This is a genomic window from Marinomonas sp. 15G6-16 (assembly GCF_055809555.1).
This window is the reverse complement of sequence record NZ_CM147916.1, coordinates 793296-809562: the sequence shown is the minus strand read 5'-3', so window position 1 is coordinate 809562 and position 16267 is coordinate 793296. Positions and strand designations below refer to the sequence as shown.

Sequence of the window (16267 nt, the reverse complement as noted above, 5' to 3'; positions counted from 1 at the left end):
TCAGTGCTTAAAATTGAACACTTAAAAAAGCGTTATAAGTCTGGTCCTTGGGTTTTAAAAGACATTAGTTTTGAGGTTCCTGACGGTGAAATTGTTGGACTTATCGGCCCGAGTGGGGCCGGTAAATCCACTATGATTCGTTGTGTAAACCGCCTTATCGATCCAAGTGAAGGCAATATCCAGTTGGACGATGTGAGCTTGAGCAGTTTGTCTTCCAGCAAAATTCGCGAGCAACGTCGTCACATTGGGATGATTTTCCAAGAATACGCCTTGGTTGAAAGACTGAGCGTGATGGAAAACGTCTTGTCTGGTCGATTGGGGTATTTGTCTTTTTGGCGTTCTTTCTTACGTCGCTATCCACAAGAAGACATTGATAATGCTTTTGAATATTTAGACCGTGTTGGTTTGATTGATCATGCCAATAAACGAGCTGATGAATTGTCTGGTGGTCAACGCCAACGTGTGGGGATTGCCAGAGCCTTGGCGCAAGATCCTCGTTTGTTGCTGGTGGATGAGCCAACGGCAAGTTTGGACCCAAAAACGTCTCGTCAAATCATGCGTTTGATTCAGTCTATTTGCCGTGAAAAAGCTTTGTCGGCGATTATCAATATTCACGATGTGCCGCTGGCGATGCAGTTTGTGGATCGCATTATTGGTCTGCAAGGTGGCGAAGTGGTGTTTGACGGCAAGCCTGATGAATTAACAGAAGACGTGCTGACGCGCATTTATGGCGACGAAGATTGGACGGACGTTAAGCCAGACGACGAAGACGATGAACAGGAAAGTGAGGAGGCCGCTTAATGCGAACTTGGCAAAGGCCTCATTATCTTGTGCCAGATAAACGCTGGCGCATCGCGCTTTGGATCGCTTTTTTTCTGTATTTGATTGTCGGTATTGGCAGCATTGAGGTGAACTGGCAACGCGTCTACGAAGGTTTGGAGCGCGGTGGTCGTTTTATCGAAGGCTTTTTGAACCCTAATTTTACTCGTCGAGCGGCGGACATTTATTCTGGGATTTATGAAAGCTTAACCATGACGGTGACCTCAACGGTGGTTGGAATTCTGTTGTCTATTCCATTTGGAATGGGCGCGGCGCGTAACATTTCTCCAAAACCTATCTATTTGTTTTGTCGATCTTTTATTGCAGTTTCTCGTTCTATGCAAGAAGTCATAGTGGCCATCTTTTTGGTGGCGCTTTTTGGCTTCGGAGCCTTTGCGGGTTTCTTAACGCTAACCTACGCGACAATTGGTTTTCTAGGAAAACTGCTCGCAGAAGAAATCGAAGAGATCGATAAAAAGCAATTGGAAGCCATTGCCTCAACAGGCGCGTCTTGGTTGCAACGCATGCACATCGCGATTTGGCCACAGGTGATGCCGCGTATGATTGGTTTGTCGTTTTACCGCTTCGATATCAACTTTCGTGAATCAGCGGTCATTGGCATTGTTGGCGCAGGCGGCATTGGTGCGACCTTGAATACTTCGATTGATCGTTACGAATACGATTCTGCTGGTGCCATTCTCATTTTAATTATTCTTATTGTGTTGGCGTGTGAATACCTTTCTGGATGGATAAGAAAATGGGTGAGTTAGAACAAAAATTAGTATGGGAAAGTCATACTAGGCGCAAAGCATGGACCGTTTGGGGATTTTGGTTTTCCATTGTGTTACTGACCGTTTTTTGCTGGTTGGAAATGACGGAAGACACGATTTGGTTTTTTGTTTATGACGCACCTGTGCAAGCGGCTGATTTAATCGATCGCATGTTTCCACCAGAATGGTTGTACATCAATAAGCTGTATAAAGCCCTTTGGGACACCTTGAATATCGCGACTTTAGGCACCTTGCTTGGTGTGATTCTGGCGTTTCCTGTTGCTTTCTTGGCTGCACGAAATACCACGCCGTCCACAAAGTTTGTGCGCCCGATTGCGTTGTTTATCATTGCCTCATCGCGTTCTATCAATTCGTTGATTTGGGCTTTGTTATTGGTGACGATTTTAGGGCCGGGGATTTTGGCAGGTATTATCGCGATTGGTTTAAGGTCGATCGGGTTTGTGGCGAAGTTGCTGTATGAAAGCATTGAAGAGATCAACAGCACCAGCGTAGAAGCGATTGAGTCGACGGGCGCGTCTCGTTTTCAAACCATTGCTTACGCGATTATCCCGCAAATTTTGCCTGCTTTTTTAAGCATCACGATTTTCCGATGGGACATTAACATTCGAGAATCCACCATATTAGGCTTGGTTGGCGCGGGCGGCATTGGCTTGTTCCTGTCATCTTCGTTGAATGTCTTGGCGTGGCCTCAAGTGACCTTGATTATTCTGGTGATTTTGGCGACGGTTGTGGTGTCTGAATACATTTCAGCCAGGGTGAGAAGCTTGTTGATTTAACATCAGTGAATGCTTGTTAGATAAGATAAAAAGAGCCGCCAATGAATACTCAGTGTATTCGTTGGCGGCTCTTTTTTTGCAGGTGTTTACGCTAGTTTGTGATTAGCAGCAAGCAACCGTTCGCTCTGGGCGATCGCCCATATCGTTAAGTCGTTGCTGATTAATACTCATGAACTTGGTGTTGTTTGTTGCTGTTTCTGCAAGCGCTGTGAGTGCCCATTTTGGTAGCGCGGCATTGATTTTGTAATATACCCATTGTCCTTGACGACGATCCGTCAAGAGCCCGCAGTTTCTTAATAAAGCAAGATGGCGCGATACTTTTGGCTGACTTTCATCTAATGCCACCATTAATTCACATACGCATAATTCATTCTCTAAATAAATTAGTAACATGCTGCGTAGACGAGTTTCGTCGGATAAGCATTTATAAAATTGAATCGGATCCATTGTTTTCCTTAGGTTTGTTTGGGGAAACCAACCGTGTTTATTCTCTGTAGTTTATTGATCAATATTGGCTAGTTTAACAGATAGTTGGGAAAGGGTGCTGATCGGTTTTAAAGGAAAATATGAGACTTTTCAGTAGCTTTAATATATGAAATAAAATATATGCGGAAAAATGTATATTTCACTGTTTTCTGTAATCTTTCTGACATAAAAGTATCGCAAGATAGCCTCATCAATTTTATCAATCCAAGTAAATGAGGTGTGTTATGAATAAATCTAAAGTGATTATGTCTGCATTGTTGGGCGCGTCTTTAAGCATGGGAGCTTTCGCATCAGAGTTTGATTTAGATGGCTTTACAACAAAGATCGAAGATGGCCGTTTATGGGTTTTTGAAGCCGGTTCTGAGAACTTAGCATTCTTTGAAAAACACGGTGAGCCAGCAAAACAATTTAGCAATATTGGGGCGGGTCCAAACGGCATGACATTAAAAGCAGCAAGCCAAGAAACGCTGGATTCTTACATTAAAGCGATGAAAAAATAATCTCCTAGAAATAGGTTTAGAACTAAAAAACCGTTACTTTGGTTACGCCAGAGTAACGGTTTTTTGTTATTAGATTAGGTTTATTATTTTCTGAAGTGTTCTGCGATGGCTTGCCATTGTGCTTCAGATTGAGCGGCAAGCAGTTCGCCTTCTAACATGGCTGGGTTGTATTCTGTGCCATTCAACAGTCGGCAAACACCGCCAGCTTCTGTGTAAATAAGTACGCCTGCTGCATGATCCCAAGGAAGCATTTTGTAGGTGAGGCTGAAGTGAAAATGCCCAAGAGACAATTGGCGATAGGCAGGGCAAGAAGGCAGATTGTTGATTCGAGCAAAGCGGGTTGCTTTGATAGCGAAGTCTTTTTGTTTGTCGCCAGTGTAAGAGTGTATCGACATAATGCCTGCAAGCCTTTCAAGTTCTGCTTCGGCTGTTATCTTTAATGCCAATGGTGCTTGGCTTGGAATTTGTCCTGTGCCTCTTTCTTTCAAAGAAGTACGTTGGAAGAAAGCGCCTTCGCCTTTGTTGGCATAGATCCAGTCGTCATTTACTGGGTCATAAAGTAAACCGAAGCGTGTTTCTCCTTTTACTAGGACGGCAAGAATAATGCCGAAGTCAGCAATGCCGTGGGCGTAATTCCAAGTTCCATCGATTGGGTCGATAATCACGCAAATGTCTGACTGGTTGATCTTATCTGTTGTAGATGTGTCTTCAGCGGTGGCTTCTTCGCCTACAATCGCCCAATCAGGAAAGTGTTGCTGGATTTGCTGAGTAATGAAATCTTCACAGGCTTTGTCTGCAATGGTGACCAGATCGCTAAAGCTGCTTTTGGTTTCAACATCAGCTGAACTCAACTGGCGAAAGTTAGTCATGACAATTTCTTGTCCTGCGCGACGAACGATTTCTATAAGTTGATTTTGAGCGCTTTCGTTGAAATTCATTATCTTGCCATCCTTTTTTATTCAAACTGTTACGAATTATACGTGATCAAGGTGACAGTTTGTTGGCACTTTTAGTAAATCATTTCAATTAACCGATGAGCTTGGGTCTATCGCTGAGGAAGAGAATTGGCATTTAAATACTTAAATGCCAATTTTTGATTAAGCCAGTTGGCGTTGATGACTTTCTTCATTCTGATCATGCAGTAGGTTATCAACGGTTGTTTCCGCTATATGGCTTAACGCTTCGTCAGTGAAATAACCTTGGTGGCCAGTGACCACAACATTTGGGAATGTCAGCATGAGTTGGAAAACACTGTCCTGAATGATGTGAGAAGACATGTCTTCAAAAAACATTTCGTTTTCTTGCTCATAAACATCAAGGCCTAAATAACCAATTTTTCTGCTGTAAAGAGCGTCAATGGCTTCTTGAGCATGAACAAGTGCGCCACGGCTTGTGTTAATAATCATCACGCCATCTTTCATTTTACTCAAACTCTGATTGTCGATCAGGTGATGAGTTGATTCATTTAATGGGCAGTGCAAACTGATGATGTCACTTTGGCTGTATAGTTCGTCGAGAGACACGTATTTGCAACCTATGCTGATTAGCTCATCTGAAGGGTAAAGGTCGTAACATAAAACATCGCAACCAAACCCTTTCATGATGCGACAAAAAGCCGCGCCAATTCGGCCTGTTCCAACGCAGCCGACGGTTCTGCCTTCTAGGTTGAATCCCATTAAACCTTCTAACGCAAAGTTGCCTTCTTTGACTCTATGATAAGCTCTGTGAGTTTTTCTGTTCAGCGTCATGATCAGAGCAACAGCATGTTCCGCCACAGATGTTGGGCTGTAATCTGGTACATGAAACACCTTGATGCCTTCTTGTTTTGCTGCTTCTAAATCTACATTGTTAAAGCCAGCACAACGTAATGCGATGGTGTTCACGCCTTGTTGTTTCAGGCGCTTAATGACTTCTTCGTTCACATCGTCGTTGACGAAGCAAGACACAGCATCAAAACCTTTTACTAAGTCGATGGTTTCCATGCTTAAGCGACTTTCAAAATAGCTCATAGATAAATCTGTATTTTGCGTATAAGTAGAAAGTGTGCGCTTGTCATAAGGCTTGCAAGAGAAAACGGCGATTTTCATAAACGTAATCCTGTCGTTTTGGAAAAGAGAAGGTTTATTTATAGCGCAAAACCCTTGTCGTTGCTTTGCTTTTAGTGAGTCGTTTGATGTAGAGCAATAAAAGAATGGTAAGACCTACTTTTTTATTTATATTACTGCGCGTGTAAATGGTTTTTTGAATATTGTAAAGAAGTGTTCCTTTGTAATGATTTTATTTGGCCTTGTGAGAAAATATCTAATCTGAATTTTATATTAAAACCGAAAAAAAATTGGTCTGAGCTATACTGTTCTCATTACTGTTTGGTTATCGCCTATATTTTATATCGAATCGCTTTGGAGACTAGGATGTTTAATGGAAATTTGAAGAATGAGCTCGAGTTAGTTAAGGAGCAGCTGCATGCACTTAAGCAAGTGAAAGAAAGCTTAGAACTGGAGATGCTGGTTATAAAGTTAACCGAAGAGGGGGTTATCTCCTTTGTTAACCAAAAAGTGACCAATGATCTGGGATTTTCGGAAAAAGACTTGATCGGAAAAAAGTTAACTGACTTCACTCCTACTTATTCTAGAAATACTGGACATTATAACGCTTTTATAGATGCCATAAAAAATAAGAAGCATTGGGTCGGTGCCATAGAAGTTGAAAAAAGTGCCGACAATGTTCTTTGGTTAAGAGGGATTTTTCAGCCTATTTTTGACAGTAAAACAGGTCAAGTTAAAGAGCTTACTTTATATTGCAATGACTTAACGAGAACCATTAGTAATTCTCGAGAAGATGAAAACATCATTGCTGCATTGCAAAGGTCTACTGCTGTTATTGAGTTTGATATGACTGGGCATATTCTGACGGCGAATGACCTTTTCCTACAAGGAATGGGGTACAGTTTAGAGCAGATTAAAGGTGAGCATCATAGAATGTTTTGCACGACTGAAGAGTCGTCCTCAGAAGCGTACAGGCAGTTTTGGGAGCGTTTGAATAAAGGTGAGTTTGCTGCTGAGCGCTTCAAGCGAGTTGATAGCCGAGGCAATACAGTATGGTTAGAAGCGTCATACAATCCTATTTCAAATGTTCATGGTCATTTCTATAAAGTTGTGAAATTTGCCACCATCATCACAGATCAAGTCATGCGAGAGATGGCAGTTTCTGAAGCGGCTGATATTGCTTTTACTACGTCTAAACAAACAGACGCAAGCGCTCAAAAAGGCAGTGAAGTGGTAAAAGAAACGGTGCAAGTTATGCATCAACTATCAGATCAGATGGCACAAGCAGCAGAGGGAATCTCTGAATTAGATAAGCAGTCTCAATTAGTTGGTAGCATTATTCAGAGTATTCAAGGGATTGCAGACCAAACTAACTTGTTGGCTTTGAATGCCGCAATTGAAGCCGCACGGGCGGGTGAACAAGGTCGAGGTTTTGCTGTTGTTGCGGATGAGGTAAGGCAGTTGGCTTCACGAACCAGTGAAGCAACTGAAGAAATTGTCTCCGTGGTTATGCAGAATCAGGAGTTAGCTGAAAAAGCGGTTGCTTTGATCAATGAAGGCAAGCAGCAAGCAGAGAAGGGTTTGGAGCTATCTAATGAAGCAGGTGATGTGATTATCGAAATTCAAGATGGCGCACAGCGCGTTGTTGATGCGGTTAGTCAGTTTGCTAATCAGTTCTCTGAATAAAGAAATAAAGCATAAAAAAACCGAGCTTAAGCTCGGTTTTTTTATATGTGCTTTTTATGTTGTTTGTAAATTGATTTCACTGTTTGCTTCGTAGACTTCTAGTTCAATAGCGATGCTTTTTGACGTAGGAGTATTGCTGAATTCTCCAAGGCTATCGAGTGGCACCAATGGATTGGTTTCTGGGTAGTAAGCTGCGATGTTACCAGCAGGAATACTGTAGGGAACCAGTTTAAAATTACTCACTTTACGCTCTGTTTCATCATCCCATATTGACCGTAATGTTACACTTTGGCCTTCTTTAAAGCCTAGGCGTTGTATATCCGCAGGGTTAATAAAGACAACATTTCGCTCGCCTTTTATGCCTCGGTATCTGTCATTCATGCCATAAATAGTTGTGTTGTATTGATCGTGTGACCGTAAAGTCTGCAAGACAAGTGTTTTCTCGGAAGACAAGTCTTGCGCACGTTTTGGCAGAATGGATTCTGGTAATGGATGGCTGTGAATAATGGCTTTTCCAGATGGCGTTTTCCAGTTTCTCTCTCTTGCGCTGTTACCAAGATAAAAACCGCCATCTTCCAATATACGTTGATTAAAACCATGAAAGCCTGGAACGACCGCTGCTATATGTTCTCGAATAATATCGTAATCAGCGATTGCTTCAGCCCAATTAATTGGGAAGTTTCCTAGCGTCGCTTCTGCCATGCCAGCAATGATGGCAGGTTCAGATTTTTGCTGCTTGCTTAGCGGTTCCAGTACACCACCAGAAGCATGGATCATGCTAAAGGAATCTTCTACTGTTACCTTCTGTTGACCTTTTTCTTGATGATCAATATCGGTACGACCAAGACAAGGTAAAATGATGGCATCTTTACCTGTAATCAGGTGAGAGCGATTGAGCTTGGTGCTGATTTGAACTGTCAGCTCACATTGCTTAAGAGCATGTTCTGTTGCTTGTGTATCAGGCGTTGCCGCCGCAAAGTTACCGCCGAGAGCAATAAATACACCGACTTTTCCATCTCGCATGGCACGAATCGTGTCGACGACGGCTAAGCCGTGTTCTTTTGGTGGTGTAAATTGAAAGCGTTGTTCCAATGCATCTAAGAAGGCAGGAGAAGGGCACTCATTAATGCCCATGGTTCTGTCACCTTGTACGTTACTGTGCCCTCGCACAGGGCAGGCGCCCGCTCCCGGTTTGCCTAGATTTCCTCGTAAGGCAAGCAAGTTTACTATTTCATGAATGGTTGCCACAGAATGGTGATGCTGAGTGATGCCCATCGCCCATGTGATGATGACACTTTCTGCTTTGGCGTAGACATTGGCTGTATGAACAATGTCTTCTTTGGTTAAACCAGATTGTTGCAGGATGTCAGACCAAGAGGTTTGCTTCACCTGTTCTAGGTAGTCTTCTAGACCTTGAGTGTGTTGATTAATGAAGTCATGATCAAAAATGGCTTTGCCTTCTTTTTGAGCGGCTTCTTCCATTTCGATTAATACTTTCACAACGCCTCGAACCACTGCCATGTCACCGCCAATCTTAGGGCAGAAATAATTTGTGCTGGTTGGCTTTGAACCATTGGTGAGCATTTCAATTGGGTTTTGTGGATTCTGAAAGCGCTCTAACCCCCTTTCGTGCAAGGTATTAAAGCTTATCAACTGGCCGCCACGCTGCACGACTTCTTTGAGTGTTTCTAGCATGCGAGGGTGGTTGGTGCCGGGATTTTGTCCAAAAACAAATACGGCATCAGCCTTTTCAAAATCGTCTATTTCTACCGTGCCTTTGCCTATGCCGATACTGCTTGTTAATCCATAACCGCTCGCTTCATGGCACATGTTCGAGCAATCTGGAAAGTTGTTTGTTCCGTAGGCACGAGCAAAGAGTTGATAGAGGAACGCAGCTTCATTACTCGCGCGGCCAGAGGTGTAAAAAGCGACCTTGTTTGGGTTCGATTGAGCTTTCAGTGTCTCGCCTATTTTTTGAAAGGCTTGTTCCCAAGAAATAGGCTCATAATGGTCTGTTTCTCGATTGTAGCTAAGTGGTTCTGTGAGGCGACCTTGATATTCAAGAAAGTAATCACTTTGCGTGTTTAACCAAGAAACACTGTGTTTTGCCATAAAAGCAGCGTCTACCTTGCGGGATGTTGCTTCCCAGTTGACGGCTTTAGCACCATTTTCGCAAAAACGTATTTTGGCAGGATCGTGCTTTTCGCCCCAAGCACAACCTGGACAATCAAAGCCATGAGGTTGGTTGGTTTTTAAAAGCGTGTGGATATTTCGCACCGCGTTTTCACTTTTAAACCAATGCTCTGTGGTGCTTTTTAATGCGCCCCAACCACCTGCTGGCCCTTTATAAGGTTTGTAAAAATTCTTTGTTTCATTAGTTGCGTTTTTACTCATTGACTGTGTCCTCTGACTGCATACAAGGTGCGAATATACGAGGCGCATCTTGTTTAGGTAAATGAATCAATGTAAGCCCATAGTGCTTAGCAAGTTTTACGGCAAGGGTGCTAGGTGATGCTAAATGTGTGAGTTGAGACAGACCAACACGGACTGCCTTTTGCACCAATTCTGTACTGCATCGGCTCGACATTAGCACATTATGATTATGTAAGCTTATGGCGTTTTTTTTAGCAAAACCAATTATCTTGTCTAGAGCATTATGGCGCCCAATATCTTCCATGCAACAGATTGGCTTGTTGTCAGGAGAAAGAAGTAAAGCCGCATGAATTGCTCCTGTGAGTTGACCAAGCTTTTGATGTTCTTTTAATTGCTGTCTTAGTGCAATGAGTGTGTCGGGTTCAATAGGGTTGCTTGATACTAACTTGGACAACTCTGGAATGGCTTGAGCTAAGGATTCGACACCACATAAACCGCACCCTGTTGCTCCAAGATGTGTTTTTTGTTTTTGCTTAAAATGATTAAACCTGCGCGGACTGATGTCTAAATTGATCGAAATACTATCAATGTCCAATTGAGCTTTAACGGCTTCAATATGGATATCACGGAGGTCGGATAAGTCTTCAATAATGCCTTCACTTAAAGCAAAGCCAATGACAAATTCTTCCAAATGAATAGGGGTTACCATCATGACGGCGTAGGCAATGCCACCAACACTAATGGCGAGAGGGGTTTCCTCCACCAAAATGGCTGATTCTAGGCTTGTTGATTCTGTTCCATAATGAAATGAACGTATCTGGTAACCGGAAAAATCTGACATAAGTAAGTGTGTTACTGATAGGGAACTTAAACTTTATACTACTCAGCAGGAAAGAGGCCGTCCAATATTTTTCGAGTGTATAAGTAGCATTTATGAACTCTTCAATAAGGAGTTAATGGGCAAGTGTGGCTTTCTCGTTAGAGTGGGTATTTCCTTAAAAGGGGAAATGCCGTATTCTACCCCGATTATTAATGTCAATAATGTTTTGTACGGGTTTTGTAAAACTCTATAGGAATCAAGCATAGAGTGGGATTATTTACCTCCCAACGGTAGTAAGGCGAATGCCAATACTACAAAGTGTGGTTCTACTTTTTATTATTTATTGGAATAAGTGTGGTCGATGGTATCGACATGGAGCTTATTTCCTCTTGAGCCACTTTTTGTTTAACGAGCTAGTTTATGCAATTTATAAGACGCCTTACCCATTGGAGCTTTTCTGCACCTAAAGTTTGGTTAACTATCAATATCAGCCTCTTCTTCATTTTTTTTCTGGTTTATAAAGCCCTAGTTGTGCCCGCTGATAACCTCGACGAATACGTTTTGCCTAATGGAAACAATCAGCAATCAAACGTAAGTGAACACAAAGATGATTCGGTTTTTATTGATCCATTGCAGGAAATAATCGACTCGACATTACAAAGTATACTGACTCCTCCTTTACAACCAGCTGTTGAAGAAACGCCTGCTTCTACCTATACCTCCATTGATTATGTGATTAAGTCTGGTGACTCATTGGCTCGTATTTTTTCTCGTCTTGGTTTGTCGAGAAAATCCATGTACGCCATTTTAGACGCGGATCAAGAATATCTGGTGCTTGAGCCTTTATTACCCAAAGAAAAATACACCTTCACATTGGATGAAGCTGGCGGTTTGGTTTCTTTAACTCGCCGTATTGATATCAGCAAAAGTGTGTCTTATGTACGACATGAAAGCGGTGGTTATTCGTACGAGGAACAGATCACACCTGTGAATTACTCGCAACAGGTGGTACACAGCCAAATTGAAGGCAGCTTCTATGAGTCCGCTAAGAAAATAGGTTTGTCGGACAGTAACATACTCATTATTCATGATGTGTTAGAAGGTCGTGTGGATTTTCGCAAAGACTTAAGAGCAAATGATGCATTCGATCTGGTTCTGAAAACGGGAAGTATTGATGGTATTCAGGTCGGCACCACTCAGCTAGAAGCATTGCAGATGACGGTGAAAGGCGAAACCTATCGAGCTTTTCTGCACTCGGATGGTCGATTTTATGATGAGGAAGGCAACAGCCTGACACCATCCTTAAGACGCTGGCCTACTGAAAAAGAATACAGAATCAGTTCCTCTTTTAATGCTAACCGATTACACCCAATTACTGGGCACCCTGCGCCACATAATGGTGTGGATTTAGCCACACCAACGGGCACAAAAGTACTAGCAACAGGTGATGGCATAGTGACTCGTGTTGCGACTCACAAATACGCAGGCAAATACCTAGTGCTTGATTATAACGGGCCTTATGGCGCTCGGTTCTTGCATTTAAGTAAAGTGTTGGTGAAAAAAGGCCAGAAAGTAAAACGAGGCCAAGTCATTGCTTTATCTGGCAATACGGGTCGAACAACGGGTGCTCATTTGCATTATGAATTGCATGTGAAAGGTCATCCAGTGAACCCAATGACGACTAAGATTCCAACGACTCAATCTATTCCATCTGAGGCGAAAGCGGAATATGAACAGCATGTTGCGAGTTGGGTGAAGATGATGGCTAGGGAAAGTTAAGCTCAACACTTCTTTGTCACAGTTAAAGACACAAGCGCGCTTATCCTGCACGCTTGTTTTGTTTTACTAAAGAAGACGGCTTCACTTTCTTCAAAAGTGAGCTTACGCCTTTTTCTTATAGGTAATATTTCCCAGTACGAAAACAACCAGAAATAGAGCCAAGCCAATCCCTTGAATCCATAAGTCTAAATTTGGCCATAGCATCATAAATGACGCTGCTAACATTAGCGCTCTTGTGACAATAGAAAGCTTATCTTCCAAATACCCTTCCATTGCCGACACCAAGGCATACATTCCAAAAATAGCAAAGAAAGTAAGTCGTAATAACTCATCACCATCGCCGCCAATTAATGGAGTGTAAGCCATTAATAAAGGGACGATATACAGACCTTTAGCCAATTTCCAAGCGGTCATGCCTGTTAACATAGGCGGCGTTTTGGCGATGGCAGCGGCAGCAAAGGCGGTTAGGCAAACAGGCGGCGTGACATTACTGTCTTGAGAGAGCCAAAAGATAATCATGTGCGCTGTCACCAAGATCATAGCGACTGTCTGAGCACCTAACGCTTGATCCATTAACATGCCTTTGAAATCACTTGGTACCTGAGCCAATAATGCTGCCGCTTGTTCGATTGGCATGCCTTGTGCCAATGTCGCAAGAGCCGCAGGATCAACCAGCATGAAAATCGCATTTGCTGCTTCAGGAAGAGTGCCCGATGCCATCATCTCAATCAGCTGACTTTCTGCAATTAAGTTATACAAAGCCGGTGCAGATAGCGTTCCCAAAACAATATAAGACGCTGTAACAGGCAATCCCATTCCAAGAATCAAGGAAGCAATAGCGATTAAGATAATGGTGAAGAAAAGGCTTCCACCGGCCCAATCAGTAATCAATAACGAGAAGGTGTTTCCTACGCCAGTGGTACTGATAACATTGACAACCAATCCAATTCCAACAAGCAAAACCGCCGTTGTAGACATGTTTTTAGCGCCTTGAGCCATGGCATCTAAAATTTCGATAGGCCCCATGCGATGCTTTTTAGACAAGAACGAGGCTGCAATGACGGCAAGAATACTAATGCCAGCGGCATAAGTAGGCGTAAACCCTTGAACAAGTAACGTGACAAGAACACCAAGAGGAAGAATATGATGCCATCCGCCTTTTAAGACTTCTGAAACCACAATCTCATCATCACCTTGGGTGGAGATTACCTTACTTCGTTTTGCTTCCACACGTACAAAGAAACCAACGGATAGGAAATAAAGTAAGGCAGGAATCGCCGCGACACTGATGATGGTGACATAAGAAACTTGCGTATAAGACGCCATGATAAACGCGCCTGCCCCCATAACGGGAGGCATTAATTGACCACCTGTTGATGCGGCCGCTTCTATGCCTGCAGCAAATCGAGCGGGAAAGCCTGCTTTACGCATCAAAGGGATCGTGATGACACCAGTAGAAACTGTGTTGGCAACAGAAGAACCAGAAACAGAACCCATCAAGCCTGATCCTAATACCGCCACAAAACCTGGACCGCCAATCATTTTACTGGCTAGGGAGCGAGACAAATCTATGATGAAATCCCCCGCGCCAGATTTCACCAGAAACGCACCGAAAAGAATGAACATGAAGACGAAGCTCCATGAAATTCGGGAAATAGAACCGAACATGCCATCGGTGCTGAAAAAGCTGCGATACATGAGTGTTTCTAGGCTTAAACCGGGAAAGGTGAACATGCCTCCAAGCCATTGTCCCCAAATCACCACATAGGTTAAGGCAACTAAAATCAAAAAGGGGATAAACCAACCACTGGTACGACGAATAAGCTCAAGCGCCAGAGCCACACTGACGAAGGAAACAATCCAGTCTCCAGTGTTAAAGGTTACGCCTCGGTTATACAAAGCGTCTTCAAATAGGATGATATAGAACACCATCGCAACCAGTGCCAATACAATGGCGCTGTCAAATATCATGGCAATTTTGCTGTTTCGCCATTTTGGATTTGCGGGTATTAATAAGGCGCATAAGGCACCAAATCCGGCAAAGTGAAAAGCGGACACCCATAACTCCGGCAATGTTCCCAGAGTATTGATATAAATATGGGCAACCGCTAATAAAACAGAAAGGGTAAAAACAAAACGATTCAACCAAGGTCCTGAACGGTGTGTTGTTTCAAAATCACTTAGATTGATTTCTTGAGACTCATTGGGTTGCGATGAAGCAGTCATAGACAAGCGACCTTATTATGTACAAAAAACGATTAGCACAAAAACAACACCGTAAGCGCTACGGTGTTGTTTTATGGGGAGGACTTATTCTGCGATTAGACGAGCAGGAATATTAATACCGCGTTCTCGGTAGTAACGTGCTGCGCCAGGGTGCAATGGCACAGGGAGTCCGGCAATGGCTTTTTCAATGGACATAACGGAGGTCGCTTTATGGATTGCGCTTAAGTACGCTAGGTTTTCATAAAGGGATTTTGTTAGCTCATAAACATCTTCTTCTGACATGTTTTTATGAGTCGCTAGGAAGTTCGGTTGAGCAACGGTATTGATCGCTTTTGTTTGGCCTGGGTAAGTATCAGCAGGAATAACGTAGCGCGTCCATAAATCATAATTTCCGTTGGCCGCTTTCATTTGCTCGTCTGTGTAATCCAGTACTTTTACTTTGCCATTCATGGAAGCATAAAGGCGAGTAACGGCGCTAACCGGCACACCCGCTGGTGTGTTCATGCCTTCAATATTGCCATTTTGCATCGCATCAGCACTGGCACCATAGCCCATGTAAGCGAGGTTGAATTTATCTGGGTCAATGTCTAAGCCTTTCAGCTGTTGGCGACCAGAACCTTCGGTACCTGAGTTTTTACTGCCTATCGAGAATTTATTGTTGGTTCCTTCAAGGGCTTTTAGATCGGAAACTGTGCCTGTTTTTACGAGGTCTGTGTGTAAAACAAGATGTTCTACGTTTTGCCAAAGCATGGAAACAGAACGTAGGTCTGTCTGCTTGCCGGAACTTTCAAATGGGCCTTCGCCATTCCACGCCCATGCGCCATAAAGACCTTGTAAAATAGCAAATTGCGCTTGGTTTTCTCGGATCAGTTTGATGTTTTCACCTGAGCCTGCAGAACTGATTGCAGAAACAGAGAAACCAAATTTAGGGGTAAGTTTTACTTTACTCAAAGTTGCAATCGCAACACCCACGGGGTAATAGGTTCCACCTGTTGAAGCGGTCGCTAGAATGTAGTCTCGATTGTCAGCAGCGAATGAGCTGCTTGCAGACAGAGTAAGGGCAACGGCGGTTGCACTGGATAGTATTGCTTTAGACACAAATCCCAATTTCATATTATTTTTCTCCTATAGTTGGGGTTGCTCAGGTAAAGGTATAGCTGAATTCGTTCTGTTGTGCTTCTATTTTTATGCTTTTCCTGTGTTTTCAGTCCAAGCCTATAGTATGCATTGGTGTGCTCTCTTCCTAGATAGACCATGGTCTATGTTTATTTTTGACAGGTTTGTTTTCTAAAAGGTGATCAATGGTTTAAGGTTAAGGCCGAAATTTGGTAGGAAGGGCGTATGGAACAGAATCGTAATATTCGTGTTGTATTGTTTGATTTAGGGAATGTGTTGGTCGATTTGGGTGATGTTTCGGAAATGCATGCCATGCTGAATACCCAAGGTGAAGAAGCGGAAGTGTGGTTAAAATGGCTTAAATCACCAGCAGTTGCCGCATTTGATTCCGGTAGAGTGTCGTTTGATCATTTTGCTGAAGCCTTACTGAAAGAAGTTGGCAGTAACACTGATAAAGAAACATTTAAAACGGCGTTTAAGGCGTGGCCAAGAGGCTTGTTTGATGGTGCTTTGTCGCTGGTGGATTCAGTTAAGCCTGAATACCATAGAGCGATTTTGTCCAATACGAATGCCGCACATTGGCCACGTTTAATGGATGAAATGGGCTTAGCGGGTAAATTTCATAGCTATTATGCGTCTCATTTAGTGGGAGCAACGAAACCAGATAAAACCATTTATCAGCACGTCTTAGATCAATTACAAGTCGCACCAAAAGAGATACTCTTTATAGACGATAATCAGGTCAATATTGATACAGCAAATGACATGGGAATGCAGGCGTATCGAGTAAAAGGAGTTGAGGAAGCTCGTTCCGTACTCAATCAATATGGGGTGTTATCCCAATAAAAGA

At 43.0% G+C, this 16267-nt stretch carries 14 protein-coding genes; 7 read left to right on the top strand and 7 right to left on the bottom strand.

All coding sequences use genetic code 11. The annotated features are described in order from the left end of the window. Window positions 1–3: 3 nt before the first annotated feature. Genes phnC through phnE (AC0L46_RS03890) form a run of 3 tightly spaced genes read left to right on the top strand, consistent with a single transcriptional unit; the run spans window position 4 to window position 2386 of the window. The gene (gene phnC / locus AC0L46_RS03900; protein WP_414681024.1) at window positions 4–801 is read left to right on the top strand and encodes a phosphonate ABC transporter ATP-binding protein; all 798 of its coding nucleotides are present in this window, start codon (window positions 4–6) and stop codon (window positions 799–801) included. Beyond that, window positions 801–1589: a phosphonate ABC transporter, permease protein PhnE gene (phnE, locus tag AC0L46_RS03895; protein WP_347982459.1), complete on the top strand. Its 789-nt coding sequence runs from the start codon at window positions 801–803 to the stop codon at window positions 1587–1589. Before phnC ends, phnE (AC0L46_RS03895) begins: the two co-directional genes overlap by 1 nt. Further along, window positions 1577–2386: a phosphonate ABC transporter, permease protein PhnE gene (phnE, locus tag AC0L46_RS03890; RefSeq protein ID WP_473505907.1), complete on the top strand. Its 810-nt coding sequence runs from the start codon at window positions 1577–1579 to the stop codon at window positions 2384–2386. Before phnE (AC0L46_RS03895) ends, phnE (AC0L46_RS03890) begins: the two co-directional genes overlap by 13 nt. Before the next feature lie 102 nt (window positions 2387–2488). On the opposite strand, the gene AC0L46_RS03885 is transcribed toward phnE (AC0L46_RS03890), so the two are convergent. Further along, window positions 2489–2833: a metalloregulator ArsR/SmtB family transcription factor gene (locus AC0L46_RS03885; protein ID WP_473498624.1), complete on the bottom strand. Its 345-nt coding sequence runs from the start codon at window positions 2831–2833 to the stop codon at window positions 2489–2491. 263 nt (window positions 2834–3096) lie between these two features. On the opposite strand from AC0L46_RS03885, the gene AC0L46_RS03880 reads away from it, so the two are divergent. Beyond that, window positions 3097–3372: a hypothetical protein gene (locus AC0L46_RS03880; RefSeq protein ID WP_317004621.1), complete on the top strand. Its 276-nt coding sequence runs from the start codon at window positions 3097–3099 to the stop codon at window positions 3370–3372. An 83-nt stretch (window positions 3373–3455) separates the two neighbouring features. On the opposite strand, the gene AC0L46_RS03875 is transcribed toward AC0L46_RS03880, so the two are convergent. Together AC0L46_RS03875 and AC0L46_RS03870 are read right to left on the bottom strand one after the other, a co-directional pair. Further along, the gene (locus tag AC0L46_RS03875; RefSeq protein WP_473505904.1) at window positions 3456–4310 is read right to left on the bottom strand and encodes an inositol monophosphatase family protein; all 855 of its coding nucleotides are present in this window, start codon (window positions 4308–4310) and stop codon (window positions 3456–3458) included. A 159-nt stretch (window positions 4311–4469) separates the two neighbouring features. Continuing rightward, window positions 4470–5459 (bottom strand): 2-hydroxyacid dehydrogenase, encoded by a 990-nt coding sequence (locus AC0L46_RS03870; RefSeq protein ID WP_473505902.1) that lies wholly within the window; start codon window positions 5457–5459, stop codon window positions 4470–4472. Between the two features lie 324 nt (window positions 5460–5783). On the opposite strand from AC0L46_RS03870, the gene AC0L46_RS03865 reads away from it, so the two are divergent. Continuing rightward, window positions 5784–7103, top strand: coding sequence for a methyl-accepting chemotaxis protein (locus AC0L46_RS03865; RefSeq protein WP_473505900.1), 1320 nt, complete (start codon window positions 5784–5786; stop codon window positions 7101–7103). Between the two features lie 54 nt (window positions 7104–7157). Here the strand turns inward: AC0L46_RS03865 and AC0L46_RS03860 are convergent, their stop codons facing one another. Then, entirely contained in the window at window positions 7158–9497 is a 2340-nt protein-coding gene (locus tag AC0L46_RS03860; RefSeq protein ID WP_473505898.1) for an FdhF/YdeP family oxidoreductase, read from the bottom strand. Then, on the bottom strand, window positions 9490–10317 hold the full coding sequence (gene fdhD, locus AC0L46_RS03855; protein ID WP_473505896.1) for a formate dehydrogenase accessory sulfurtransferase FdhD: 828 nt from the start codon (window positions 10315–10317) through the stop codon (window positions 9490–9492). The genes AC0L46_RS03860 and fdhD overlap by 8 nt, the downstream gene beginning before the upstream one ends. A gap of 399 nt (window positions 10318–10716) precedes the next feature. On the opposite strand from fdhD, the gene AC0L46_RS03850 reads away from it, so the two are divergent. After that, on the top strand, window positions 10717–12075 hold the full coding sequence (locus tag AC0L46_RS03850) for a peptidoglycan DD-metalloendopeptidase family protein (protein WP_473505894.1): 1359 nt from the start codon (window positions 10717–10719) through the stop codon (window positions 12073–12075). Between the two features lie 102 nt (window positions 12076–12177). On the opposite strand, the gene AC0L46_RS03845 is transcribed toward AC0L46_RS03850, so the two are convergent. Further along, complete coding sequence (locus AC0L46_RS03845) at window positions 12178–14301, bottom strand: TRAP transporter permease (protein WP_473505892.1); 2124 nt, start codon at window positions 14299–14301, stop codon at window positions 12178–12180. 84 nt (window positions 14302–14385) lie between these two features. Then, window positions 14386–15414 (bottom strand): TAXI family TRAP transporter solute-binding subunit, encoded by a 1029-nt coding sequence (locus tag AC0L46_RS03840; RefSeq protein WP_414681013.1) that lies wholly within the window; start codon window positions 15412–15414, stop codon window positions 14386–14388. A gap of 228 nt (window positions 15415–15642) precedes the next feature. Between AC0L46_RS03840 and AC0L46_RS03835 the strand changes: the two genes are divergently transcribed. Further along, the gene (locus AC0L46_RS03835) at window positions 15643–16263 is read left to right on the top strand and encodes an HAD family hydrolase (protein WP_473505890.1); all 621 of its coding nucleotides are present in this window, start codon (window positions 15643–15645) and stop codon (window positions 16261–16263) included. The last annotated feature ends 4 nt before the right edge of the window (window positions 16264–16267 follow it).